The sequence below is a fragment of the Streptomyces sp. LaBMicrA B280 genome (assembly GCF_049222185.1).
Taxonomy (GTDB): Bacteria; Actinomycetota; Actinomycetes; order Streptomycetales; family Streptomycetaceae; genus Streptomyces; species Streptomyces murinus.
In genome coordinates this window covers 59,466-84,822 of sequence record NZ_JBMJCT010000026.1, presented here as the reverse complement: position 1 = coordinate 84,822, position 25,357 = coordinate 59,466, and the positions used below count along the sequence as shown (strand labels likewise).

Genomic DNA, 25,357 nt, shown 5'->3' with positions numbered 1-25,357 from the left:
TGTTTTTCTGTTCCCCGTGTCCTTTCCTCCGCGGGTTTTTTCACTTAAAATCCACGGCCGGATCGTCAGGCGGTTCCGGTACGGTCCCCGGCCGCGGGCCGCGCGCCCGCCTTGTCGACCACGGCGTGGGCCAGTTCGGCCGTGCTGGACAGCAGGGTGCCTGCCTTGCCGTACGGCGCGTCCTTCGTCAGGTAGCTGCGGGAGCCGAGGAACGTGTAGTCCTTGGTGTCGAAGACCCACTCGGTGCGCACGCCGTAGCGCTTGTCGTCGCGGACGATGCCGAGGCCCTGCCGGCCGATCGCGTCCCGTGCCGTCGACGACCGGTCGACGCCGGGGATCTTCGCGGCGGCCTGGTACAGGGCGGCGGCGGTGCGGGGCGGCGTCAGTCCGCCGAGCAGGCCGCCGATCTGCTCGAACACGGCCTGGTCGCGTTCCCGTCCTTCGGCCGCGGGCGTCTTGGCGTACAGGTAGGCAAGCAGCTTGTCCGGGTCGGTGGGCAGGGCGGCGAGCCAGTTGTACGTGGGCCGGCTCAGACCGGCCGGGGTGCCCTGGGTGTCCCCGAGTTCGGCGTTGATGGGCAGGGTCTCGCCGTCGGCGCGGATCAGGCCGAGGGTGTGCAGCGGGCCGGGCTTCTGGGACACCCACGACTCGTAGTCCTTGAGCCTGCTGACGACGGCCTTGCCGCTGGTTATATCGGCCTCGCGGACCTTCTCCCGGGTGTAGAGGAACTGGTCGTCGCGCACGGTGAGCGTGCCGTGGTTCGCGGCGGCGTTCGAGATGCGGTGCAGCAGGGCGGCGGCGGGCCGCGTGTCCGCGGCGGCGTGCCGGGCCGCGTCGTCGCTCCGGCCGCCGCTGCCGCTCAGGACGGCGCCGGTGGTCCCCGCGGGCCGCAGCAGCGGCCGGGCGCGCCGGACCGGCGCGGCGGCGGGTTCGGGGGTGGCGGCGGGTTCGGGGGTGGCGGCGGGTTCGGGGGTGGCGGATGCGGCCTGGTCGCGGTCGATGCGGCGCATGAGGAGATCCTTGTGACGAAGGTGCTGCTCGCGCGGGAGGTCCCAGTTCGCCGGGGCCGGCAGCAGACGGGCGATCTCGTCGCGGTCGTCGCGCCGCTCAGGGGAAGGGTGACGGTCGTTCATGTGAGTTCCTCCCGCACGGGCAGGGCCGCGATCGCGGCCACACCGGTTACCTCTCCGCGGCGGACCCGCGGTTCCCGATTCGGTCCTGCGCTCTCGTCCGCGAGGCGGGCGAGCTTCTTGCGGGCGCGCGAGAGCCGGGAGCGTACGGTGCCGACCGCGATGCCCAGCGCCTCGGCCGTCTGCCGGTAGTCCAGCCCGGACCAGACGCACAGGGCGAGGACCTCGCGCTCCTGCCGCCGCAGCCGGCCCAGGGACGCGTGCACGGCCCGGAGCCGGCGCGCGTCGTCGATGCGCCCCGCCGCACGGGCGGCGAAGTCCTCGACGTCCGGCGGTGGCGGCTGGCGGGCCAGGAACAGCTGCCGCCGCCAGGTGCTCCGGCGCGCGTTGTCCGCCTTGTGGGTGGCGATGCCCAGCAGCCAGGGCAGCAGCGAGCCGCCGTCCTCCTGGACCCGCGCACGCGAGCGCCACGCGGTCAGAAACGTCTCTGACATGACCTCTTCGGCCGTCGACCAGTCGCCGGTCAGCCGCAGCCCGTGGTTGTACACGGGCCGGGCGAACTCCTCGTACAGCTGGGCGAACGCCTCGCGATCCCCCTCGCGTACGCGGCGGCGGATGTCGTTCTCTGACTTGTTCACACTCACTTCTCTCCGCACGACGCGGAGCGTTCCTGTGTCGTGCGTCACGGCGGTGTGCCGCTCCGGGCGACCTGCCGAGCGTACGGCCCCGGGCGCGGGCGTCTTCGCCGGGAGCGGATCTGGGTGCGGGTGCCGCCCCTTACCATCCTCGGATGGAAGAGATAAGACTCGGATTCGGCCCGCGCGAGCAGCGCGACATCCGGCTGCGCGCGCTCGGCCTCACGGGGCTGTTCGGGGCGGTCGCGCTGTTCGTCGTGAGCAGGTCGGACGGACCCGGCCGGCCCGCGCTGGTCCTCCTCGCGGCCGCCCTCGCCCTCGGTGTGCTGACCCTGCTGAGGTACGGCTCCGGTGCGACGCTGCTGACCCCTTCGGGCGTGGTCCTGGCCACCTGGTTCGGCCGCAGGACCGTCCCCTGGGAGCGGATCACGCGTATCGAGGTCCGCCGTCGGGTGGGCCGTTACGGGTCGACCTGGATGATCGCCCGGATCCAGCTGGCGGACGCGCGCCCGATGCCGCTGCCCGGACTCGTCGAGGCCAAGTCGGGTCTGCCGAAGGCCGAGTTCCAGAGTCAGGTCCGCACCTTGCTGGGCTACTGGCAGCAGGCGACCGGCCGTACCGAGATGGTGCTCTTCACTCCCTGAACCGGCGGACGGCGAGCGGGGCCGGGCGGCCGGGCGGCGGCCCGGGGTCAGCCCCGTACCGCTCCCGTGCTGCTCCGCACCACCAGTTGTGTCGCCAGTTCGATGTGCGGGCTCTCCAGGGTCTCGCCCTGGATCAGGCGGAGCAGGGTGCGGACGGCGACCTGGCCCATCTCGTCCAGGGGCTGGCGGACCGTGGTCAGGGGCGGCGGAGACCACTGGACCTGGGGCAGGTCGTCGAAGCCGACGACGCTGAGGTCGTCCGGGATGCGCAGGTCGTGCCGGCGGGCCGCCTCGTAGACGCCGAGGGCCATCTGGTCACTGGAGGCGAAGATCGCGGTCGGCGGGTCGGGGAGGGCGATCAGTTCCGTGCCCGCGGCGAAGCCGGACTCGTGGGAGAAGTCGCCCCGGCGGATGAGCCGGTCGTCGATCTCCACCCCGGCGGACTCCAGCGCGGCCCGGTACCCGTCGAGCCGGGCCCGGCTGCACAGCAGCGTGGACGGCCCGGTGATGACGCCGATGCGGCGGTGCCCGAGGGAGAGCAGATGCTCGACGGCGTTGCGGCCGCCCGCCCAGTTCATGGCGCCGATCGTCGGTATGCCGAAGGTGGGCACCCCGGCCGGGTCGATGATGACGGTGGGCACGCCCAGGCGCCGTAGCTCGGCGTGCAGTTCGGGGGCGAGGTCCGAGGTGACCAGGATGACGCCGTCGGAGGCCCGCGCCCGCAGATTGACCAGCCACTGCTGGGCCGAGGTGCTGCGATGGTGCACCGCGGAGACGACGGTGCCAAGGCCCGCGGCGTGTGCCACGTCCTCCACGCCGCGCAGGATCTCCACGGCCCAGGGGCTGTCGAGGTCGTTGAAGACCAGGTCGATCAGTTCCGCCCGGCCGGCGGGCTGGGCGGCGCGCCGCCGGTAGCCGTGGTGGGCCAGCAGGTCCTCGACCCGGCGGCGGGTCGAGGGGGACACGTCGGCGCGTCCGTTGAGCACCCGGGAGACCGTCGGCAGGGACACGCCCGCCTCCCGGGCGATGTCCGCGATGGTGACGCGGCCCGCGTCCTGTGCTGCCATCCGTGCCTCCTTGCCTGCGGTCCCTCAGCATAGGCAATCGCCCGCCCGGGGGGCCGCGCGCCGCCGCCCGGGACACCGTGCGGCCAAGGCCCGCACGGCGTGGGCCAGTTGACGCCGCGGGGGTTGACGGGCCGTCGGTGCGACCCTAACGTTTCGCGACAACTTCCGGAAACTTTCCGGAAACAGTATCGGCCTCTTTCGATGCCCCACCCCATCCCAAGGACCGTCCCCCGCGGCCTTCCGCCCCCCGTGACCGGTCGGCGACGGCCGCCCTCCCGGGCCGTCGATCCGCGCGACGCACGGCGCTCGGCGGCCGGTTCGGCAGCGGCAGTACGCCCACCTCGACGACGAAGGGGCTCCCCCGTCCCATGGAGAGCGGCATGGACTCTGCGCGGCGCAGGCCCGCCAGCACACGACCCGACACCCCCGCGGCCGACGACGGCCTCCCGGACGGTATGAGCCGACGGACCGCGCTGGCCCTCGGGGCCGGGCTCACCGCCCTCGCGACGCCCGCGGCCTCCGTGCTGGGCGCGGCGGGCCCCGCCCGGGCCGCCGGGACCATGGGGGCGGCGCGGCCGACCGACCCGGGGTCGTACATCACCACCACGCGCGGGCCCGGCACCTTCCCGCTGGTGGAGAACGGCAGGGCCACCGCCCTGGTGGTCGATGCCGACGACCATGCGGGGGTGGTCCGCGCGGCCGGCGATCTGCGGGACGACCTGGAGCGGGTCACCGGGGTCGGACCCGCGCTGTCCCACGGCACGGGCGGCCTTCGCGAGATCGTCCTCATCGGCACCCTCGGGAAGAGCCCGCTGATCGACCGTCTGGTGGCCGCCGGGAAGCTGGACGTCAGCGGGATCGCCGGGAAGTGGGAGACCTCCCTGGAGCAGGTGGTGGAGCAGCCGCTGCCCGGGGTCGACCGCGCCTTCGTGATCGCGGGCAGCGACCAGCGCGGCACCATCTACGGCGTCTACGACGTCAGCCGGGGCATCGGCGTCTCGCCCTGGTACTGGTGGGCGGATGCCGCGCCGGGCCACCAGGATCTGCTGCACGTCCGGCCCGGACGGCACACCCAGGGCACGCCCGCCGTGAAGTACCGCGGCTTCTTCATCAACGACGAGAACCCGTCGCTGGGCACCTGGGCGCCGGCCCACTTCGGACCCGGTCTCGCCCCCGGCCACCCCGACGGCTTCAACCACGCCTTCTACGCCAAGGTGTTCGAGCTGATGCTGCGGCTGAAGGCCAACTACCTCTGGCCCGCGGTGTGGGGGCGCGCCTTCGCCGAGGACGATCCGGAGAACCACGCGACCGCGACGGCGTACGGCGTGGTGATGGGCACCTCCCACGAGGCGCCCATGATGCGCGGCATCGAGGAGTGGAACCGGCACGCCGTGCCCGCGGTGCGCGACGGGCAGGGCAATGTGGTCACGCCGGGCAGCGACCCCTACGGCGGTACCGGCGAGTGGAGTTTTCGGCACAACTCCGAAGCGCTGAAGGCGTATTGGGCGGAGGGCATCCGCCGCAAGGTGAGCGAGGGCTTCGAGGGGGTGGTGACCCTCGGCATGCGCGGCAACGGCGACACCGCGCTGCCCGACGGCGACGGCATCGATCTGATGCGGAGCATCGTGGCCACCCAGCGCCGGATCATCGCGGACGTCACCGGCAGGCCGGAGGCCGAGACCCCGCAGGTGTGGACGTTCTACAAGGAGGTGCAGCGCTACTGGGAGCAGGGCCTGCGGGCGCCCGACGACGTGACGGTGGTCTTCACCGACGACAACTGGGGCAATCTGCGCCTGGTCCCGAGCCCCTCCCTGCCCGCGCACAGCGGCGGTTACGGCCTCTACTACCACTTCGACTACGTCGGCGCGGGCCGCAACTACAAGTGGGTCGACACCGCCAACCTGGCCAATGTCCTCGACCAGCTCGGCCAGGCGTACACCTATGGCATCCGGCGGCTGTGGATCGTCAACTCCGGTGATGTGAAGGGCAATGAGCTGTCCACGCAGTTCTTCCTCGACTACGCCTGGAACCCCGCGCGCTGGACCGCCGAGGACGTCCCCGGGTGGCTGGAGCAGTACGCGCGGCAGAACTTCGGGCCCGCGCACGCGGCCGGGATCGCCGAGGTGCTGGACACGTACGGGCGCCTACAGGCCCGGCGCAAGCCCGAGTTGCTCAACCGGAAGATCACCGTGGACCCGGACAAGGACCTGGCCACCGACTCCTCCGCCGTCGTCTACGACGACCGTGCGACGCCGTTCAGCATCACCGACTACCGGGAGATGGAACGCGTCACACGGGAGTGGACGGAGCTGTCCGCAGCGGCCGAGCGCGCGAACCACGCCCTCCCGGCGGCGAAACGGGACGGCTTCTACGAGCTGGTCCTGTATCCGGTCAAGGCGACGGCGAACCTCTACGCCCTGCGCCAGGCCCAGTTCACCAATCTGCTGTACGCCGGTCAGGGCCGGGCCGTCGCCAACGCGCTGGCCTCGGACACGGAGTCGTACTTCGCCGAGGACAAGGCGCTCGCCGATCACTTCAACAACGGTGTGGCACAAGGGAAATGGCAGGGCTTCCAGACCCAGCCGCACATCGACTACGGCGACGTCGCCCGGTACGGCCCGGACGCGCCCTGGCAGCAGCCGCAGATCGACAACGCGGCCATCCCCGATGTCGTCTTCCCGGCCGTCCAGCGGATCACCCCGCGGGCGACGGCCCGGATGGGGGTCGCCGTGGACGGCAGCGACCAGGTGTGGCCCGGCTCCGCCGCCGACTGCGTGCTGCCCGCACTGAGCCCGTACGCGAGCGGACCTGCGCCGTACATCGAGATCTTCAACCGCGGTACGGCGCCCTTCGACTACCAGATCCGTACCGGGGTGCCGTGGCTGTCCGTCGACGCGACGAGGGGGCGCGTCGACGGGCAGCGGCGCGTCACCGTGCGCGCGGACTGGTCCCGCGCGCCCCAGGGCAGGACCACGGTGGCCGTCACCGTCAGCGGTCCGGACGGCCAACGGGTCACGGTCCAGGCCCCGGTGGACAATCCGCGGCCCGCGCACAAGGTCAGTGGATTCGTCGAGGCGCGCGGCTACATCTCCATCGAGGCCGACCACTGCACCGACGCCCATGGCGGGGGCGGCGTCTCCTGGCGCCGCCTCCCGGGTATCGGCAGGACCGGTGCGGGCATGGAGCCCTTCCCGGTCACCGCGCCCCGGCGGACCCCGGGCGGCGACGGCCCCCGCCTGGAGTACACCGTCACGCTCTTCACGACCGGCCCGGTCAGGGTGTCGGCGTACCTGTCGCCGCGCAACGACGTGCTGGCGAACGGCGGTCTCGCCTACGCCGTCTCCTTCGACGGCGACCGGCCGCAGTCGGTGAACATCACCGAGGTCACCGGCTCCGACGACGGCACGATGAACACCCAGTGGCAGCGCAACACCTCCGACAACGTCAACGTCACCACGACCACCCACCGCATCACCGAGGCGGGGGTGCATGTGCTGAAGTTCTGGATGGTCGACCCCACGGTGGTGCTCCAGAACCTCGTCGTGGACACCGGTGGTCTCAAGCCCAGTTACCTCGGTCCGCCCGAGAGCCTCCGGCTGCGCTGAAGAAGGGACGACACGTCATGGGCCGAACCTCCGCACTCGTGGTGAGCCTGGCCGCCGCGGCCGCCCTCACGGCCACCGGCTTCGCCACCTCCCCCGCGGCCGGCGGGGACCCCGCGACGGCCACCGCCCGGGTGGCCGCCGGGCACTGGGTGAACACCTGGACCTCGATGCCGCAGCTGACCGAGCCGGGCAACATGCCTCCGGCGCCGTTCACCGAACCGGACAAGGTCTTCGCCGACAGCACGGTGCGCCAGACCGTGCACGTCTCGGTCGGGGGGACGCGTCTGCGGCTGCGCTTCTCCAACGCGTTCGGCGGGGCGGTGCTGCCCGTCACGGCCGTCTCGGTGGCGCTCCCGGCCGACGGCCGCGCCGGGTCCGGCGCCGTCCGGGCGGGCAGCGCCCGGAGGGTGACCTTCGACGGCCGTGCCTCCACCGTGGTCCCGGTCGGCGCACAGGCCGTCTCCGACCCGCTGGACTTCCGGCTGCGGCCGGGATCCAACCTCACCGTGACGCTCTATCTGGCCGACGGCCAGGCGTCGGACGACATCACCTCGCATCCGGGCTCGCGCACCACGTCGTACATGGTGCGCGGGAACCACCTGGACGACGCGGACCTCAGCGGGGCGGCCACCGCCCAACACTGGTATTTCCTCAGCGGAGTCGAGGTCTTCTCGAAGAGCGGCACCGCGGCGGCCGTCGTGGTGGGCGACTCGCTGACGGACGGCCGGGGCTCCACGACCGACGGGAACGACCGGTGGCCGGACCAGCTGCTCACCCGGCTGCGGTCGCACCCCGGCACGTCCGGTGTCGCGGTCCTCAACCAGGCGGCCGGGGGCAACCGGGTACTGAACGACGGCCTCGGGCCCAATGTGCTGGCCCGCCTCGACCGCGATGTCCTGGCGCAGAGCGGCGTCAAGTGGCTGATCCTCTTCGAGGGGATCAACGACATCGGCACCGCCGACCCCACCGAGGCCGCGCAGCGAAAGACCGCGGCGGATCTGATCGCGGCCTACGACCAGATCATCGTGCGGGCGCACGCGCAGGGGATCCCGGTGTACGGGGCGACGCTGACGCCCATCGGCGGCAACACCGACTACGACGACCCGAACGGCTGCCGCGAGGCGGCCCGGCAGACGGTCAACCGGTGGATCCGCACCGGCGGCCGCTTCGACGCCGTCCTCGACTTCGACCGCGCCGTCCGCGATCCGCGCCAACCCCGCAAGCTTCAGGGGAAGTTGGACGTCGGCGACCATCTGCATCTGAACCCGGCCGGCTACCGGGTGCTGGCCGACGCGGTACCGGCCCGGCTGTTCCAAAAGCAGCCCGCGCCGGACTTCGGTCCGCGCTGACCGAGACCGCCGGACCGAACCGTGCCCCCCGGGGTGGCAGCACGCGGCCCCGGGTTCTCCACGAGCCTTCCCGAGGAGGAAGCATGCACATGGAGGACAAGCCCCCCGCCCACCCGATGAGCCGCAGAAATCTCCTCGCCGGTGCCGGGGCCGGTGCCCTGGCGCTGGCCGCCTCCGGGCTGCTGCTGCCGGGCACCGCCCAGGCCGCCACCACCATCACCACCAACCAGACGGGCAGCAACAACGGTTACTGGTACTCGTTCTGGACCAACGGCGGCGGTTCGGTCACCATGACCCTGGGCTCCGGCGGCAACTACAGCACCTCGTGGACCAACTGCGGCAACTTCACCTGCGGCAAGGGCTGGAGCACCGGAAGCCGCCGCAACGTGAACTACTCCGGCGGCTTCAGCCCGTCGGGCAACGGCTACCTGTCGCTCTACGGCTGGACCACCGATCCGCTCGTCGAGTACTACATCCTGGAGAGCTGGGGCACCTACCGGCCCACGGGCACGTACAAGGGCAGCGTCACCAGCGACGGCGGCACGTACGACATCTACGAGACGCGGCAGGTCAACCAGCCGTCCATCAGGGGAGGGCCGGGGCGCCCCGGCCCTCCTTCGCGTCAGCCGGTCCCGGCGGCGAGGATCCGGCGCACGGCGAGCGTGGCCGAGTGGACGGCGGCCTCGCTGCTGGGGCGCAGGGCCAGCCAGTCCCCGGCGAACTCGACGCGGCGCAGGGGGCGTTGGAGGAAGGCCCGGCGCAGGCGCAGCGCGGCCGGTGCCGTCTCCGGCAGGCCGTGCGGCCAGCGCGCCACGAAGGCCGTACGGGTCACCTCGGTCAGGCCCGGCAGATACCGCTCGGCGTGCGCGCCGACCTCGGACACGATCTCGTCGTCGGTGCCCGCCAGCAGCCGCGTCGACGCGTACGGGGAGGCGAACAGGCTGATCAGACCGCGTCCGGGCGGTACCCGGCCGGGTGCCTTGATGTGGTCGAGGATGGCTCCGGCGAACACCCGGTCCTCCACCGCGGGCACTTGGAGGCCGTAGCAGGGCCGCCGCCTGGTGGGGCTCGGCAGGGGGCGGTCGAGGAGGCAGGACACCTTGAGCATCGGGCGGTAGGTGCTCGCCGTCAGATAGGGGCGCTCGTCGTCCGGGACATCGGCGTGCAGCGCGAGGGCGAGGGGCGCGGGTACGGCGAGGACGACTTGTCCGGCGGTCACCGTGGTGCCGTCGGCGAGGTCGAGGCGGGCCGAGCGCGGGCCCGGTTTGACGGCGACGGCGGCGCTGCCGGTGACGACGTCCAGCCGGTCCGCGAGCGCCCTGGCCAGGGTGTCCATGCCGTCCCGGTACGCCACCCAGCGCTCTCCGGCGCCGCCGACGGCGAGCAGCAGCACGGCCATCGGCCCGATCGCCGAGCGCTCGGGCCGCCAGCCGAAGAAGGTGCCGGACATCGGCTGCAACAGCCGCTCGTACAGGTCGCGATGGTGGCGGCGGGCGTACTCCTCGACGGTCAGCTCGCCGAACGGTGTCGACTCCGGGTGCTCGGGGTCGAAGCGCGAGCGGTGACGCAGGAGTGTCGCGGTGAAGCGCAGCCAGGACAATCGGCCGCGCCAGGTCATGCCCGCGCCGGTCAGCAGCCCCGCCGGATGGCCGAAGTCGGGGCGGGCCCGGCCGTCGCGCCAGATCGCCATGCGGCCGCCCACCGGCACGACGGCGTCGGCGGGCAGGCCGACCGCGCGGATCAGCCGCCAGGTGGCGTCGTAGCCTCGGGTGGCGATCTGCTCGGCGCCCTCGTCCAGGACGTACCCCTGGTGGCGGCGCGCGGCCATCCGGCCGCCGACCCGGGGGCCCGCCTCGAACACGCGCACCGATCTGCCGGTGCGGGTCAGATGGAAGGCGGTGGCCAGGCCCGAGATCCCGGCTCCGACCACGGCGACATCGACGTCTGTGTCGGCCATCAGGGGTTCTTCCTCGTGTAGGGGTACGACGACGCGGTGCGGCGGCGCGGTGCGGCGGCGCGGTGCGGCGGCGCGGGTCAGGTCCAGCGTCCGGTGCCGGGTGCCGGTGCCCCGTCGAGCAGCCGGTCCCGCAGTTCCTGCCGCCGTACCTTTCCCGTCGCGGTGAGCGGGAGCCGGTCGAGGGGCAGCAGCGCGGGCTCGCCGAGCGGGGGCAGGTCGGCGACGGCCCGGCGCCACGTGTCGCGGTGGAGGGTTCCGTCGCGGGTCGCCAGGACGGGCAGCGGGAGCCCGTCCGGCCGGGCGAGCACCACCGCCTCGACGACGTCCGGGAGCCGGTCGTGCAGCACGTCCTCGATCTCGACGCAGGCGCCGCCCGGGACCGCGTCCACCTCCCGGTCGAGCAGCCGCAGCCGCCCCGACCGGGTGACGGCGCCGAGGTCCCCGGTGGCGAACCAGCCGCCCGCGGACTTGGCCGACAGCCGCTCCCGCTCCCCGGCGTATCCCGCGCACAGCGCCTTGGTACGGACCGTCACCAGGCCGGTCCTGCCGGGTGCCACCGGCCGCAGGGTGGCCGGATCCACCACCCGCAGCCGTGTTGTGCCGGGCACGGGACGGCCCAGGTCGCGGGTGGCCGGGTGCCGCTCCCCCACCGTGCGCACCGAACGGCGGGTGAGGCAGCGGAAGGTGAGCGGCCCGGTCTCGGACTGCCCCCAGACCTGCACCCACAGCGGCAGCCGACGGCGCGTGGCGGCGAGGTAGGCGCGCACCGTGGGCGGGTGGATCGCGTCGAACGTGTTGAGGAACAGGCGTACCCGGCGAAACGGGTTGTCCGGCGCCGCCGCGAGCGGCTGCCAGCGCACATAGGCGGCGGGGGTGGCCTCCAGGACGGTGGGGCGGTGGGCGCGCAGGACGGGTTCGGCGTGCCCCGTCTCGAAGCTGTCGAGGAGCACCACCTCGCGCGGGGCGAGGGCGAACACGCTGAGCGTCCAGGTGAGTCCGCGCCCATGGGCGTACGACGTCGCCTGGGCCACGGTGTCGTCGGGGCGGCTGCTCACCAGCGGCCAGCGGCGGGCCTCGGCGGCGGCGATGCGGTGGACCAGCGAGGCGGTGGTGTGGACGACCAGCTTGGGGACGCCGGTGGTGCCCGAGGTGTGCATGATGGCCAACGACGCGTGGGCGGGCGGGCGTTGGTAGGGGGGCGGCCGGTGGCCGCGCACGTCCGCGAGGGGTACGGCGCCGGGTGCCGGGGCGTCGAGGGTGAGGGTGCGGCGGACGCGGGCGGTCAGGTCGGTGCCCGAAGCACGCGCGGTCGCGAGGGTGTCCGAGGTGGTGACCAGGGCCCTGGCGTCGAGGCGTTCGAGCAAGAGGCTCAGGGTCTCGGGCGGGAGGCTCGCGGAGAGCAGCGCGGGCACGGCGCCGATGCGGGCGGCGGCGCAGGCGAGCAGGACGTAGTCCCAGTGGTTGGGCTTGATCACGGCGACCCGGTCGCCCCGCGTGACGCCGAGCGCGGCGAGCCCGCCCGCGGCCCGGGTCACCAGCTGGGCGAGGCCCTCGACGCCGTATGCCGTGCGGCCCTCGTCCGGGATGTCCGGCGGGCGGCTCAGATGGACCCGGGTGCGGGTGCCGCGGTCGGCCAACGCGTCGAAGAACAGGCCGGGTTCGAGGGTCCTCATCTCAAGTGCTCGTCTCTCCTGTGCGCGCGAGGGCGGATCGGGCGGGTCAAGCCGTCGCGGCGCACAGCGCGTTGGCCGCGACCAGGGCGACGACCAGGACCCGGTGCGCCCGGATGCCGATCAGCCGGCCGCGCAGGATGTCGCCGCGCACCATGCCGACCGTGAACTGCGCGACGCGGGCGGCCGTCACAGGGAGCAGGGCCGCCGGGAACCACCGGGGCGCGAGGCCGAGGACGGCCGCCGCGACGATCACCGCGGTCTCCAGGGCGGACAGCGCGCCGATGAAGACGGCGTTGCCGCGGCGGGACAGGAGGCAGGCGGCGGTGGGGCGGCCCACGGCACGGTCCCCGGCGATGTCGTTCGTGTTCGAGTACACGCCGAAGAGGAGGGGCCCGAGGCCGAACAGGAAGGCCTCCACGGCCGCGAGGGCGGTGGCCCGGCCGGTGAGCAGGCCGTACAGCGGCAGCACGAAGGCCCAGCCGACGGCGGCGAGGAACACTTCCTGGAGCCCGTGGTAGCCGAGCCGCAGGCCCCAGGAGTACTGGGGGACGAGAAGGCCCGCGGCCGCGACGCCGAGCACGGCCCACCACGGCCGGTGGGGTGCGAGCGCCAGGGCCGCCGTCCAGCACAGGAGTCCGGCGGCGAGCGCGGCGCGGGCGAAGCGCAGGGCCTCCGCCTCGGTCAGGGCACCGGCGAGCAGAGGTTTGCGGGCGAGCCTGCGTACGGCCGCGTCCGTGCCGTAGTTCGCGGCGTCGCTGCCGTCCCGGTACCCGGTGATGTCGTCGTACGCGACGGCCGCGCCCACCAGGCACAACTCGCCGAGCAGGAAGGCCGCGAGGGTCGCCGCCGACGAGGCGCCGAGGACGCCGGCGCCGCTCACCGGCGGCAGCGACACGACGACGATCAGGCTCAGGTAGTAGTCGACCATCCCGAGCTTGGCCAGCCGGAGATAGGCGGTCGGGCGGGGGCGCGCGGGCCGGGCGGGGTGGAGCGCGAGGGTGGGCGGCGGGCCCGTGGGGGCGTGTCCCACGCCGGGCTCGGCGACCGCGACGGCCGACGTGGGGGCGGAGGGCTTCACCGCGGCTCCTGACATCACTTGGTGGGTGAGGGAGGAGCCGCAGGACCACTCCGGCGGCTCCTCACACATCGGCTGCGAACGTCAGGAGAACTTGACGTCGACCTTGTAGACACCGGGGCGCTCGGCGGTGACGGTGGCCTCGCCCTGGGCGCCGTTGTACTCCCCGGTGCCGCCCTCGACCACGGCCTTGAACCGGTAGGGGTAGTCCATCGGGTTGCCGTCGATCACGGCCTGGGTGCTCAGGTTGAGCTCGTCACCGTCGTTGAAGATGATGTACGCGCCGCAGTCGGCGTCCATCTTCGTCGGGCCCTCGACACCGTCGATGGCGCAGGTGTCGTAGGTCCTGCCGATCACCCGGCCGTAGGCGTCGAGCACCGGGCCGTTGCCCGCGAAGCCGGCGCCCAGGGTCGGCGACTGCGGGATGGAGGTGTTCCTCGTGTAGTCGATGGTGAAGCTCAGCGGCGCGGGCGCCGCCGCCAGGGCCGGTGCCGCACCGGCGACGCCGAGCGCGCCGACGAGGGACGCGGTGGCGACGACGGAGGCGACACGCCTGCCCATAGCAACTCTGTGCATGAACTCTCCTCGGACATCTCGGGCCCGTTGCCCGACGACCAGGGCACAGTTGATCACAATTCGGAGTTCCTTGATCACCAACCGTGACGGAGTGTCGGAGGTGAGGTGTGCGGTGCCTTCACCACGGGGGCGTACGCGCGGGGCGTGCGATTCGCCGGCCTGCCCCCGTCAGCTCGGCGTCGTGGTGTCGTAGGCCACGAAGCGGAGTTCGGAGGTGTAACGGCGGTCCTGGTCGTCGGTGAGCCAGCTCTGTTCGGGGGTCGGGAGCATCTCGGTGAGGGTGACGGTGGCGGAGGGGTCCTTGCGGGCGAGGCGGCGGAGGGCCTTGGCGAGGATGGTGAGGTAGACGGGGCTGTCGAAGTCGACGTAGAAGGGCCGGGATTCGGTCGGGGAGACGACGAAGACGTAGCGGGGCAGGCCGAGTCGGGCGCGCCAGCGGCGGGCGGCCACGAAGCGGCGGGCCTCGTCCTTCTCGTCGGCGAACGAGGCGTCCGCGGCCGGCAGGCGCCAGGTCTCGCGGGCCACCACCAGCCGGTCCAGGGTGACGCGAGGGGTGTGGTCGGCCTCGGGCAGGAGCTGGAAGAGGTCCATCGACAGGGTGGTCAGGACGTGGGAGAAGACGTCCAGCGCGGGGAAGACGGCGCCGTCCGGGAGGCGGACGAGGAGATCCCCGTCCCGGTTCTCCACGGTCGCGTCACCGCTGCGGATCGTCCGGGCGGGGTCCGCGGTGAAGTCGGCGAGGGCCACTTGACGGTCCTGGGGCCGTACGAGGGTGTGGCGGACCCGGGCCGACAGGCGGGCGCGGTGCTCCTTGGGGATCAGGGGCATCAGGCGGGGGGTGGGGTGGTCGCGGTCGGTCAGGGCGAGGAGTTCGGCGATGTCCGGGTGCTGATGGGTGAACAGGGAGGCGCCCAAGGTGTTGGAGGCCATGTGGAGTTCGCCCAGGACCAGGGTGAAGTCGCCGCGCTCGATCGCCTCCGTGCCCTCGGCCGCGATCAGGACGTCCGGGCTCAGATAGCGGGCCGTCGTCCAGCCGTCGCCGCCGGACGCGAACCGCTCCCGTACCGCCGTCTCGATGCCGGCCGTCGACACCGTCATCTGCCGGGCGCCTTCCGGCACCGCCAGGATCCGCCCCCAGCGGGCGGCGAACTCCCGTTGCAGCTCGGCCGACTTGGCGCGGGCGGCGCCGTGCAGCACCGGGAGGCACGCGAACCAGAAGGAGGCGAGGTCGACCGGGCCCTCGGCGGCCAGGCGGTCGTGGACGACGCGGATCTCCTGCCGGACGGCGGCGGCGAGTTCGGAGGTGAGCCAGGCCGCGCTGTCCATCAACAGCCGCAGCGGGCGCAGCGCTTGGAGCATCCCGGGGCCGAGGCGAGCGGTCGCGGAGCGGCGGGTGTCGGAGTAGACCAGCGAGCGGCAGGGCGCGGTCGACGCGGACTTCTCCCGCACCGCGGCCGTGTCGGTGAGTTCGGTGAAGTCCGCTTCGAGGGCGGTCAGGGCCTGGACGAGCGTGTCCACGTCGGTGGCCGCCGCCACGGCGGCGCGGCCGCGTTCGAGGCGGTCCAGTGCCGCGAGGCCGCGCCGTCGGGGTTCGGGCGCGCCGACGGTCTCCAGCCAGCCGCGCAGGGCGCGGTCGGGGTGGGTGTCGGCGGGGATCTCCAGGCGCCGGACCACCCAGCGGCGGGCGACCAGGTCGGCCAGCACGGCGGGGACGTCGGTGTCCGGGAGTTCGGCGGCGATGGTCCGGGCCGGGCGGACGCCGTCGCAGCGGGCGAGCACGGCCGCCGTCTCTGCGGGCACGGTCGTCGGGCGCCGGCCGGGGACGCGGACCCGGTCGCCGTCCAGCACGAGGAAGGGCACGCGGCGGGGGGCGATCCACTCGTGCAGGGCGGGGTCGGCTTCCAGCATCCTGGCGAGCGCGTCGATCCCCCAACTCGCCCAGTAGACCGAGGATGTGGCGATGAGTCCGGTGCCGGGGTCCACGCCGACCGTCGGGGTGCCGGAGTCCCAGCGGCCCCAGCCCACGGGTCCGAAGAAGCCGATGGTGTCGTTCTTCACGCAGAACCGCTGCCAGTAGTGCGCGACCAGCTCCTCGCGCTGCCGCGGCATGCTGCTGCGGCTGTCCGCCGTCGGGGTCCAGCGCAGGAAGGGGGCGATCCCGGAGGCGAGCACCGGCCGGTTCTGCCAGGCCACCGCCTCCCGGAAGGCCGGTGAGCGGGCGATGTCCTGCAAGGTGTGCGCGGTCTCCACGGCGGCGTCCGTGAAGAGGCGGGCGAAGCCCGTCCACTCGGGGCCGTCGAGTGGTTCGCCCGCGCCGAACTTGTCGGCCGCCTCGGCCAGTCCGGGCGGGGCGAGGCGCAGCACGCCGTCGGCGGGGAAGCCCGCCCCGCGCAGGGCGAACTGCTCCCACAGCCGCCAACGGCCGAGGGACGGCACGAGATCTTCGGTCATGGCACGGCTCTCCTTGGCGAGCGTGGACGGACGGGAGCGACGACGGGGACGGGACGCGGCGGGGGATGCGGGGACGGGGAGCGGGGGACGGGGAGGCGGCGCGGAGGGCGGGTCAGGCGGTGCCGTAGTCGGCCTCGACGACCTCGGCCAGCTCCAGCGGTGTCGGGTAGGCGAAGACCAGGGAGACCGGGACGTCGGCGCCGAGGATCTCCTGGAGGCGGCCGGTGATCTGGAAGGCGGTGAGCGAGTCGCCGCCGGCCTCGTAGAAGTCGGTCTCGGCGGTGAGGTCGGGCAGGCGCAGCACGTCCCGGAAGATGTCGACCAGCAGGTCGACGGTGACGGCGGGGGCGGCGGTGGCGGCGTTCGGGGTCATGGCGTGGGCTCCTTCGTTTCCGGGCGGATCAGATGCGGATCAGATGCGGATCAGATGCGGACGTCGGTACTGGTACCGGTGGGGCTGTGGTGCGGGGTGTGCAGCCGGGCGGGGGTGTTGCCGCCCGAGACGATGGCCGCGGCGCGTTCGCGGCGCCCGGCGCGCAGGGCACCCGCCAGGGCGACGGCTCCGCTGGGTTCGGCGTCGACGCCGAGGCGGTGCAGCAGGGCGGTGGCGGCGAGGATCTCCGCATCGCCGACGGCGATCAGTTCGTCGACGCGGTCCCGGATGATCGGGTAGGGCACGGCGCCGGGGCTCTGGCCGCGCAGTCCGTCCGCGACGGTGGCGCAGGGCGGGAGGCGGACCGGGTGTCCCGCGGCCAGGGAGCGGGCGTAGCGGGGGGTGAGGGCGGGTTCGACGCCGACCACGCGGACCGGGTGATCGGCGGCGGCCAGGCACAGGCCCGCGAGGAGTCCGCCGCCGCCGGTGGGGACGTAGACCGTCTCCGTGTCGGGTGCCGCGGCCAGGAGTTCGAGGCCGACGGTGCCCTGTCCGGCGACGACCAGGGGGTGGTCGGAGGACGGTACGAGGGCGGCGCCCTGCTCGGCCGCGAGGGCGCGGGCCCGTTCCTCCCGCTCCGCCACTCCCCCGCCCACCTGCACGGTCTCGGCGCCGAGCGCGCGGATGGCGGCGGCCTTCGACGGCATGGCGCCCGCCGCGAGGACGACGGTCAGCCGGATGCCGAGCGTCCGGGCGATCCGGGCGAGGGCGATGCCGTGGTTGCCGGAGGAGCCGGTGACGACCCGGTCGGCGCCCAGCGCGAGAACGGCGTTGGCGGCCCCGCGCATCTTGAACGAGCCGCCGAGCTGGAGGTGTTCGGCCTTCAGCAGCAGCCCCGTGCCGTGCGCCGCGGTCACCGGGCCGCGCAGCAGGGGGGTGCGGACGACGTACGGCGCGATCCGGGAGGCGGCGGCCAGGAGATCGGCCCCGCCCAGCGCCCCGGGGATCCTCGTACCGGCCCCGCGTCCCGCCGTACCCGTCGTCCCGGCCGTACTCATACCGGCCTCCCGCCCGCCAGCACCCGGCGGTCGGCCTTGCCCGCGCGTGTCGTCGGCAGCGTCTCCAGGCGGACGAAGCGGCGCGGCATCAGGTGCGGGGGCAGGGTGCGGGCGAGGTGGCGGCGCAGGGTGGCGTCCGTCGTGTCCGAGAGGGCGCCGGTGACATGGGCGAGCAGGTGGACGCGGCCCAGGTCGTCGGTGTGCGGGGTGACCACGGCGCCGGTGACGCCCGGGTGGGCGAGCAGGGCGCCCTCGATCTCGGCGGGGTCGACGCGGTAGCCGCGGATCTTGAGCTGGCGGTCGGTGCGGCCGGTGTAGTGCAGTCCGCCGGGGCCCCAGCACCCGAGGTCGCCGGTGCGGTAGAGGCGGGAGCCGGGCGGGCCGAGGGGGTCGGGGACGAACGCGGCGGCGGTGCGGCCGGGTTGGCCGCCGTAGCCGCGGGTCACTCCGGCACCGCCGATGTAGACCTCGCCCACCGTGCCGTCGGGGACCGGGGCGAGGGCCGCGTCCAGGATGCGCACGACGGTGCCCGTGCGCGGGGCGCCGACGAGGTCGGTGGTGTGGTCGGGGGCGGCGGGCACGCTGTGCCGGGTGGTGGTCATGGTGCACTCGGTGGGGCCGTACTGGTTGACGAGCCGCCCGGGTACGAGACCGCGGCCGCCCGCGGCGAGGAAGGGCCGCAGGGACTCGCCGCTGGAGGCGACGAGTGCGACGCCCGCGAGGGGTTCGGTGAGGTCGGTCTGTCCGCCGAGGTGGGTGAGGAAGGACGGGGTGACGCTGAGCAGCGCGGTCACCCCGTGCTCGCGGACGGTGGCGACGAACTCCGCGGGGCGCAGCAGCCGGGCGCGGTCCACGATCACCAGCCGGGCGCCGGCGAGCAGCGGTACGAAGGTGTCCCGGATGGAGGCGTCGTAGCCGAGCGGTGCCGTCTGGAGGGCCACGGTGTCCGGGCCGAGGCCGAACGCCCGTGCGGTGTCCCGGAGATAGGCGTCGAGCGCGGCGTGTTCGACGAGTACGGCGCTGGGTTCGCCGGTGCTGCCGGAGGTGTGGCTGACGTAGGCGAGGGCCTGGGGATCGGCGCCCGCGTCCGGGAGCGGGCCGTCCGGGCCTTCCTCCTGGTCCAACAAGACGGTGGGTACGTCGAGTTCGAGGGCCGGGGCCAGGCCGGTGCGGGTGAGCAGCAGCCGGGCACCGGCGCTGCGGACGAAGGCCGCCAGCCGGTCGCGGGGCTGGCTCACGTCCAGGGTGAGGAAGGCGGCGCCGCAGCGCAGCACGGCGGCCATGGCGGCGACCGCGTCGGTGCCGTGCTCGACGGCCACCGCGCAGACGGTCTCGGGCCGGGCGCCATGGGCGCGCAGCAGCCGGGCGATCTCCTCGATCCGGGTGGCCAGCCGGGCGTACGACACCTCGCCCGCCGGGGTGCTCAGGGCGGTGCGGCCGGGGTGGCGCAGGGCGTGCGCGGCGATGTCGTCGGCGACCGTGCGCATCACCGCTCCCCGGCGTCGGTGACGGTCATGTCGACGGCCACGAACCGGAGTTCGGAGGTGTAGCGGCTGCCCTCGTCGTCGGTGAGCCAGGCCTGCTCGGGGGTGGGCAGCATCTCGCTGACCTTGAGCCGGGCGCCGGGGTCCTTGCGGGCGAGCCTGCGGGCCGCCTTGGCGAGGATGGTGAGGTAGACGGGGCTGTCGAAGTCGACGTAGAACGGCCGGGGTTCGGTCGGCGAGACCACGAACACGAACCGGGGCAGCTCGTGCCGGCGCTGCCAGTGCCGGGCCTTCACGAAGCGGACGGCCTCCGCCTTCTCGTCGGCGAAGTCCACTTCGGAGACGGGTAGTTGCCAGGCCTCGCGGGCCACGGTCATCCGGCCGAGGGTGATGCGCGGGGTGTGCTCGCCCTCGGGGCGCAGGGTGAAGCGGTCCATGACGCGCTGGGTGAGGGTGTTGGCGTAGGCGTCGAGCACGTCGTACGCGGTGCCGTCGGGCAGGACCGCGCTGAGCCTGCCGTCCCGGTCCTCGACCCGGACGTCGGCGCTGAGCACGGTGCGCGGGCGGTGCGGGTCGCCGGTCTGGTCGACCAGGGCGACGTAGTGGTCCTCGGGCCGGTCCAGGGAGGGCCGGCTGCGGGTGGACCACTTCAGGGGCAGCTCCTTGGGCAGCATGGGCAGCAGGCGCGGGCCGGGGAAGTCGCGGGTGGTCTCGGCGAGCAGCTCGTCGCGGTCGGGGTGCTGGTGGACGAACAGGGAGGCGCCCATGGTGTTCAGCGCGCAGTGCATCTCGCCGAGGACGAGGTCCACGTCACCGCGGGCGAGGGCGGTCTCGTCGGCGGCGGTGACCAGCACGTCGGGGCTGATGTACCGGGCCAGCGACCAGCCGTCGCCGGGCTCGTCGAACTCGCGGCGGACCCGGTCGGCCAGCTCGGCGGTGGTCACCTGGACCCGGCGCACGCCCTCGGGCAGTTCGAGGACGCGGGCCCACTTTTCGCGGAGTTCGGCCTGGATCGCGTCGATGAGGTCGCCCGCGTCGGGGTGCGGGGAGGGCAGGGTGTGCAGCCACAGGGTGCCCAGGTCGACCGGGGCGCCCCCGGCGCTCAGCCGCTCGTGCACGGTGCGCAGCCGGGCGCGGACGGCCTCGGCGAAGCGGTTCGTCATCCAGCGGGCGGCGGTCAGGCACAGCTGGAGCGGTTCGAGGTGGTCCAGCAGCGCGGCGCCGGTGGTGGCGGTGGCGGCGCGCCGGGTGTCGGAGTACACCAACCCCCGGCAGGGCGCGGTGCGTTCGCCCTTGGCGCGCTGGGCCTCGCTGTCGGTGAGCGTGGCGAAGTCGGCCTCCAGCGCGGTGATCGCGGCGGTCAGCGCGGTGGCGTCGGTACCGGCGGCACGGACGGCGTCCCGGCCGCGCTCCAGTACCGCGAGGCGCTCCAACGCCGCGTCCCGTGCGGCCTGTTCGGGGACGCGCTCCAGGATGTCGCGCAGCGCGCGGTCGGGGTGGGTGGCGGCGGGCACCTCCAGTTTCCACTGCACCCAGCGGCGCGAGATCAGGTCCCGTACGACCTCGGTGACCTCGTCCTCGGGCAGGCCGAGTCCGGCGGCGAGGGCGGGTATGTGCCGGGTGCCGTCGCAGCGTTCCAGTACGGCGCGTTCGCGGTCGTCGAGCTGCCGGGCGGGGCGGCCGGGCACCTGGACGGTGCCGTCGGCGCAGCGCACGAACGACACCCGGCGCGGCGGGATCCAGCGCATCAGGGCGCTGTCCGCGGCCAGGACCTTCGCCAGGGCGTCGATCGCCCAGCCGGAGAAGTACACCTCACGGGCGGCGAGGAATCCGTCGCCAGGGGTCACGGCGACGCCGCCCCGGGCGATCAGGTCCCAGTAACCCCAGCCGACGGGCCCGAAGAAGCCGATGGTGTCGTTCTTCACGCAGAACCGCTGCCAGTAGTGCGCGACCAGCTCCTCGCGCTGCCGCGGCATGCTGCTGCGGCTTTCGGCGGTCGGGGTCCAGCGCAGGAACGGGGCGATGCCGGTGCGCAGGACGGCGGGGTTCTGCCAGGCGAGCGCGGCCTGGAAGCGGGGCCGGGCGGCGATCTCCTGGAGGTAGCGTGCGGTGTCCACGGCGGCCGCCGCGAGGTCCTCAGCGAAGGCCCCCCACTCCGGTCCGGACAGCTCGCTGCCGGGTCCGAACTTGTCGGCGGCCTCGGCGAGTCCGGGCGGGGCGAGGCGCAGCACGCCGTCGGCGGGGAAGCCGGGGCCGCGGAGCGCGAACTGCTCCCACAGCCGCCAGCCTCCGCCCGGCAGCAGGACAGGTGCGTGCTCGTCCGACATCGCGTGCTCCTTCCGAATGGGGTGCGCGGGAAATCGCGTGGCCCGGGGTTTCCGGGGTGCCGGGCGGCCCGCGACCGAACAGCACGGTCCCGCGTCGGGGCGGTGGGTCACCAGGGAAGTTCCGGCAGCAACGGGTGCCACCACTGCGGCGTGTTCGTCCCTGACCGGGCAGGGCGGGGGCCGGGCACTCTTGCGTCGCCGGACCCTGATCCGCGGCCGGCCCATCACCTGCGGGAGGTTCACCGTGACGCAACCCAACTCCGCGAACGGCACCGGCGGCGACGAGGCGCGCCCCGGCGTCGAGGACCGGTATCTCGTGGTGCGCAACGACGAGGAGCAGTACTCGATCTGGCGGGCGGACCGGGAGCTGCCGGCCGGTTGGCACCGGGAGGGCCACGAGGGCGACCGGCAGGAGTGCCTGGACCACATCGACGCCGTCTGGACGGACATGCGCCCGCTGAGCCTGCGCCGCCGGCTCGCCGGGGCCGATGTCTGAGGTCCGGCCGGCCCTGGTGCCGGCCAGGCCGGCCAACGCACCGCCCACGACGGCGGGGGCGGGCGCCGTACTCACGACCCCCCGGACACCGGCAGAACCAGGCGACACGCCCCTGTCGGTCCCGTCCCCCGGCGCCCTGTGTCCCGCGCTCCTGGACCTGCCCGGTCCGCAGTATCCGCCGTACCCCGTCGGCCCCCGGCCGCTGCGCGGTCCGCTGGAGCTGTATCTGACCGAGGTCGGCAGCCAGGACGACCGATCGCTGCTGCGCGCCCAGGAGTTGCTGGACGCGCAGGAGCGGGCGCGGGCCCGCGCGTTCCGGCGGCCCCGGGACCGGGACGCGTATGTGATCGCGCATGCGACGCTGCGTGCCCTGCTCAGCCCCCTGCTGGGCGTCCCGGCGGACGAGCTGCCGCTGACCCGGGAGCCGTGCGCGGGCTGCGGGGGCCCGCACGGGCGGCCCGTGCTGCGCACCTCGGGGGTGCACTTCTCCCTGTCGCACAGCGGGGACCTGGTGCTGGTGGCGCTCGCGGGCGCACCGGTCGGGGTCGATGTGGAGGGCGTGGCCACCGTGGAGGCGGTGCGCAGCGCACAGTGCGCGCTGCATGCGCGGGAGGTGGCGGAGCTGGCCCGGCTCCCGGCACCCGAGCGGCAGGCGGCCTTCACCCGGACATGGGTGCGCAAGGAGGCGTATCTCAAGGGGCTGGGGACGGGGCTGGTGCGTGATCCGGCCCTGGACCGGGTCGGCACCGGACCGCGGCCGGTGTCGCCGTCGCCGGACTGGAGCCTGCGGGACGTCCTCGTCCCGGCGGGGTACGCGGCGGCCGTGGCGCTGCGGCGCGAGTGAGAGCACGGCGGAGGCGGCGCACACGAAGACGGCGGGGACCGGTCGGACGACCGGTCCCCGCCGCGTTGTCCCCCGCCCGTCTTCGCGTGCGCGCCTTCACGACTCCCCCACGTCCGGAGCACGTTCCGCGCGCTACGATCACCGCGTGACCGCCCCGGAACCCACCATCGTCGCCACCTCCGGAGGACATCGCGCCGCCGCACGCACCCGGGTGCTCTTCGACGCCCTGGTCCAGCACGCGGTCGACCTCTCCGGTGTGCACGGCAGGCGACCGCGCATCCTGTACGTCGGCACCGCGATCGGGGACGCCGAGCATGTCGCGGCGCGGATGTCGGAGGCGGCCCGGGTGGCGGGCTTCGAGCTGACACCGCTGCAGCTGTTCCCCATGCCGAACGTCGAGGACGTCGAGGGCACGGTCCTGGACCACGACGTGGTCTGGGTGATGGGCGGTTCGGTGGCGAACCTGCTCGCCGTGTGGCGGGTGCACGGCCTGGACGCGGTCCTGCGGCGGGCCTGGCGGGCGGGGGTGGTCCTCGCCGGGGTGAGCGCGGGTTCCATCTGCTGGTTCGAGGGCGGTGCGACGGACTCCTTCGGGCCCGGACTGCGCCCGGTGACGGACGCGTTGGGCCTGCTGCCGTACGGCAACGGGGTGCACTACGACTCCGACCCGGGCCGCCGCCCGCTGATCCACCGGCTGGTCGCCGACGGCACCCTGCCCACGGCGCACTGCACCGACGACGGGGTGGGCCTGGTCTACCGGGGCACCGAACTGGTCGAGGCCGTCGCGGAGTTGCCGGACAAGGGCGCGTACGTGGTGCGCCGCGAGGACGGCCGGGCGGTGGAGGAGCGCATCACCCCGCGGCTGCTGCCGACTCCCGGGGCCTGACCCCCGGGTCGCTGGCCGCCGCATCTCAGATCAGTCCGTGGCGCACCGCGCGCGCCACCGCGTGGGCCCGGTTGCGGGCGCCGAGCCGGGCCATGATCTCGTAGACGACGTTCTTCACGGTGTGCTCGGAGCAGTCCAGCAACTGGGCGATGCCCGCGTTGCCGTGGCCCTCCGCCATGAGCCGCAGCACGGACATCTGACGGCCCGTCAAAGACGGTGGCCGGTCCTCGGGCGCGGCGGGGGCGCCGGGGCCGGATCCGGTGGTCAGCAGGTGGGACAGCTCCGGGTAGGGGATGCTCAGGTGCGGTGCCCCGGCGCGGCGGACGGCCGCCGTGAGGCTCTCCTCGGTGAGGTCCGCCCTGCGCAGCACGACGGCCCCGGCGCGCAGCGCCTCCAGCAGTCCGGCGCGGCCCGCCGTGTCGCACACCAGCAGCAGCGGGCCGGGCAACCGGGTGGCGCGCAGGGCCCGTTCGGCGTCGTCGGTGACGACGACGGTGACGGTCCCGGGCTGCCCGTGGCCGATCGCGCAGTCGAGGCCCGCGCGGCGGGCGAGTTCCCGCACCCGGTCGGCGTGCCGGGCCGGCAGGACGCGCAGGGGCAGGGTCGTGGTCGCTCCGCCGGGTGCGGCGGTCAGGGTGGCGGTCACAGCAGGCCCGCTCTCAGTGCGTAGGCGACCGCGTGGGCGCGGTTGCGCAGTCGGAACCGCTGGGTGATGTCGTGCACGACCGTGGTCACGGTGCGCGGCGAGTAGGCGAGTTGCTGGGCGATCTCCGCCGTCTCGTGCCCGTCGGCGACCATGCGCAGCACCGAGCGTTCGCGGTCGGAGAGCGATCCGCCCGCCCAGCCGCGTTCGGCGCCCTCGGGCCGGTCCAGGACCTGTTCGAGGAGGTCGGTGGGGACGGTGCAGTCGTCCTGTGCGGCGGCCAGCACCGCGTGGGCCAGCCGGGACGCGTCCGCCTCGCGGCGCAGCAGCAGGCCCCGGGCACCGGCGGCGAGGGCGTGCAGGGCGTCTCCGGAGGCGAGCGCGCCGGCCACCAGGACGACGGCGGGACGCGACGGGTGGGCACGGGTGGTGCGCACCATGTCGAGTTCGGCCGGGCCGAGCCGGTCCACGGTGAGCACCGCGACCCGGGCGGTCCCGGGCTCGCACACGGTGAGTTCCGGGCAGGCGAGCAGGGTACTGCGGGTGCCGGCCTCCAGGACCGGGTCGAGGGCGACCACACCGACGGGTACGGGAACTCCCATCTTCTGCTCCTTGCAAGGTCGTTCGCCCGGTGGTGAGCACCGCGGCGGCCTGTGGGGTACGACGCTCACCCTGCCGTCGTCTCCCGGGGGCGGGCATCGGTAGTCGGTCCCCACCTTTCCGGTGCGGGGCCGCAGCCGGATGGTGGGGCACGGCCCCCTGAGGAGGTGCGCGGGGCCCCTGAGGGTGTGCGCGGCCCCCGTAAGGGCATGTCCCCGCACATGGCCGGGGGATCGTCGGCCCTGTGGGGGTGCCCGTCGCGACGTATGGGGGGCGCCTGTGGGTAGTCGGGCGTGCGGGTGGCGGCCGTGGGGGCGTGGGGGCTGTTCTGGGGGCCTATGGGGGACGGGCGTAGGGGATATGGGTAGTACGGCCCCGACCTGCGGTTTCCCCCACCTCCCGGGGTCCTCGCCCCCACCGCTGGGGAGGGGCCGGGGAGAATATGGGGGTCACTTCCCCATGTGGGGGTCGGCCCCCGTCTGGG

Annotated in this window: 20 protein-coding genes and 1 pseudogene; 7 read left to right on the top strand and 14 right to left on the bottom strand. The window is 74.1% G+C overall.

Annotation, left to right across the window (positions count from 1 at the left end):
• Positions 1–65 precede the first annotated feature (65 nt).
• Positions 66–1,133, bottom strand: coding sequence for a CU044_5270 family protein (locus ACLF5H_RS22955; RefSeq protein ID WP_421677902.1), 1,068 nt, complete (start codon positions 1,131–1,133; stop codon positions 66–68).
• On the bottom strand, positions 1,130–1,747 hold the full coding sequence (locus ACLF5H_RS22950; protein ID WP_421677903.1) for an RNA polymerase sigma factor: 618 nt from the start codon (positions 1,745–1,747) through the stop codon (positions 1,130–1,132). Before ACLF5H_RS22950 ends, ACLF5H_RS22955 begins: the two co-directional genes overlap by 4 nt.
• A gap of 173 nt (positions 1,748–1,920) precedes the next feature.
• On the opposite strand from ACLF5H_RS22950, the gene ACLF5H_RS22945 reads away from it, so the two are divergent.
• Complete coding sequence (locus tag ACLF5H_RS22945; RefSeq protein WP_421677901.1) at positions 1,921–2,409, top strand: PH domain-containing protein; 489 nt, start codon at positions 1,921–1,923, stop codon at positions 2,407–2,409.
• Positions 2,410–2,456: 47 nt separating this feature from the next.
• On the opposite strand, the gene ACLF5H_RS22940 is transcribed toward ACLF5H_RS22945, so the two are convergent.
• A complete protein-coding gene (locus tag ACLF5H_RS22940; RefSeq protein ID WP_421677900.1) occupies positions 2,457–3,476 on the bottom strand; it encodes a LacI family DNA-binding transcriptional regulator in 1,020 nt (339 codons plus the stop codon).
• Between the two features lie 380 nt (positions 3,477–3,856).
• On the opposite strand from ACLF5H_RS22940, the gene ACLF5H_RS22935 reads away from it, so the two are divergent.
• From ACLF5H_RS22935 to ACLF5H_RS22925, 3 genes and pseudogenes are all read left to right on the top strand, one after another.
• Positions 3,857–7,081, top strand: coding sequence for a glycosyl hydrolase 115 family protein (locus ACLF5H_RS22935; protein WP_421677899.1), 3,225 nt, complete (start codon positions 3,857–3,859; stop codon positions 7,079–7,081).
• A gap of 17 nt (positions 7,082–7,098) precedes the next feature.
• Positions 7,099–8,430: an SGNH/GDSL hydrolase family protein gene (locus ACLF5H_RS22930; protein ID WP_421677898.1), complete on the top strand. Its 1,332-nt coding sequence runs from the start codon at positions 7,099–7,101 to the stop codon at positions 8,428–8,430.
• A gap of 89 nt (positions 8,431–8,519) precedes the next feature.
• A pseudogene (locus tag ACLF5H_RS22925) lies at positions 8,520–9,023 on the top strand (glycoside hydrolase family 11 protein); the annotation flags it as partial.
• 29 nt (positions 9,024–9,052) lie between these two features.
• Here ACLF5H_RS22925 and ACLF5H_RS22920 read toward each other — a convergent pair.
• From ACLF5H_RS22920 to ACLF5H_RS22880, 9 genes are all read right to left on the bottom strand, one after another.
• Complete coding sequence (locus ACLF5H_RS22920) at positions 9,053–10,387, bottom strand: protoporphyrinogen/coproporphyrinogen oxidase (protein WP_421677897.1); 1,335 nt, start codon at positions 10,385–10,387, stop codon at positions 9,053–9,055.
• A gap of 77 nt (positions 10,388–10,464) precedes the next feature.
• A complete protein-coding gene (locus ACLF5H_RS22915) occupies positions 10,465–12,060 on the bottom strand; it encodes a class I adenylate-forming enzyme family protein (RefSeq protein WP_421677896.1) in 1,596 nt (531 codons plus the stop codon).
• Positions 12,061–12,106: 46 nt separating this feature from the next.
• Positions 12,107–13,138 carry a UbiA family prenyltransferase gene (locus ACLF5H_RS22910; protein WP_421677895.1) on the bottom strand — a complete coding sequence of 344 codons (1,032 nt, stop codon included), beginning with the start codon at positions 13,136–13,138 and terminating at the stop codon, positions 12,107–12,109.
• Positions 13,139–13,219: 81 nt separating this feature from the next.
• Positions 13,220–13,711: a hypothetical protein gene (locus tag ACLF5H_RS22905; protein WP_421677894.1), complete on the bottom strand. Its 492-nt coding sequence runs from the start codon at positions 13,709–13,711 to the stop codon at positions 13,220–13,222.
• A gap of 168 nt (positions 13,712–13,879) precedes the next feature.
• Entirely contained in the window at positions 13,880–16,162 is a 2,283-nt protein-coding gene (locus ACLF5H_RS22900) for a lantibiotic dehydratase (protein WP_421677893.1), read from the bottom strand.
• A gap of 112 nt (positions 16,163–16,274) precedes the next feature.
• On the bottom strand, positions 16,275–16,535 hold the full coding sequence (locus tag ACLF5H_RS22895; RefSeq protein ID WP_421677892.1) for an acyl carrier protein: 261 nt from the start codon (positions 16,533–16,535) through the stop codon (positions 16,275–16,277).
• A 50-nt stretch (positions 16,536–16,585) separates the two neighbouring features.
• Positions 16,586–17,593 (bottom strand): threonine ammonia-lyase, encoded by a 1,008-nt coding sequence (locus ACLF5H_RS22890; RefSeq protein WP_421677891.1) that lies wholly within the window; start codon positions 17,591–17,593, stop codon positions 16,586–16,588.
• A complete protein-coding gene (locus ACLF5H_RS22885; protein WP_421677890.1) occupies positions 17,590–19,080 on the bottom strand; it encodes an amino acid adenylation domain-containing protein in 1,491 nt (496 codons plus the stop codon). Before ACLF5H_RS22885 ends, ACLF5H_RS22890 begins: the two co-directional genes overlap by 4 nt.
• On the bottom strand, positions 19,080–21,404 hold the full coding sequence (locus tag ACLF5H_RS22880; RefSeq protein ID WP_421677889.1) for a lantibiotic dehydratase: 2,325 nt from the start codon (positions 21,402–21,404) through the stop codon (positions 19,080–19,082). The genes ACLF5H_RS22885 and ACLF5H_RS22880 overlap by 1 nt, the downstream gene beginning before the upstream one ends.
• Before the next feature lie 244 nt (positions 21,405–21,648).
• Between ACLF5H_RS22880 and ACLF5H_RS22875 the strand changes: the two genes are divergently transcribed.
• The 3 genes from ACLF5H_RS22875 (at position 21,649) to ACLF5H_RS22865 (ending at position 23,630) form a co-directional block, all read left to right on the top strand.
• Positions 21,649–21,900 carry an MbtH family protein gene (locus tag ACLF5H_RS22875; RefSeq protein WP_421677888.1) on the top strand — a complete coding sequence of 84 codons (252 nt, stop codon included), beginning with the start codon at positions 21,649–21,651 and terminating at the stop codon, positions 21,898–21,900.
• Complete coding sequence (locus ACLF5H_RS22870) at positions 21,893–22,744, top strand: 4'-phosphopantetheinyl transferase family protein (protein WP_421677887.1); 852 nt, start codon at positions 21,893–21,895, stop codon at positions 22,742–22,744. The genes ACLF5H_RS22875 and ACLF5H_RS22870 overlap by 8 nt, the downstream gene beginning before the upstream one ends.
• A gap of 145 nt (positions 22,745–22,889) precedes the next feature.
• Positions 22,890–23,630 (top strand): Type 1 glutamine amidotransferase-like domain-containing protein, encoded by a 741-nt coding sequence (locus ACLF5H_RS22865; RefSeq protein ID WP_421677886.1) that lies wholly within the window; start codon positions 22,890–22,892, stop codon positions 23,628–23,630.
• Between the two features lie 25 nt (positions 23,631–23,655).
• Here ACLF5H_RS22865 and ACLF5H_RS22860 read toward each other — a convergent pair whose 3' ends face one another.
• Positions 23,656–24,276 carry a response regulator transcription factor gene (locus ACLF5H_RS22860; RefSeq protein WP_421677885.1) on the bottom strand — a complete coding sequence of 207 codons (621 nt, stop codon included), beginning with the start codon at positions 24,274–24,276 and terminating at the stop codon, positions 23,656–23,658.
• Positions 24,273–24,875, bottom strand: coding sequence for a LuxR C-terminal-related transcriptional regulator (locus ACLF5H_RS22855; protein ID WP_421677884.1), 603 nt, complete (start codon positions 24,873–24,875; stop codon positions 24,273–24,275). The genes ACLF5H_RS22860 and ACLF5H_RS22855 overlap by 4 nt, the downstream gene beginning before the upstream one ends.
• Positions 24,876–25,357 lie beyond the last annotated feature (482 nt).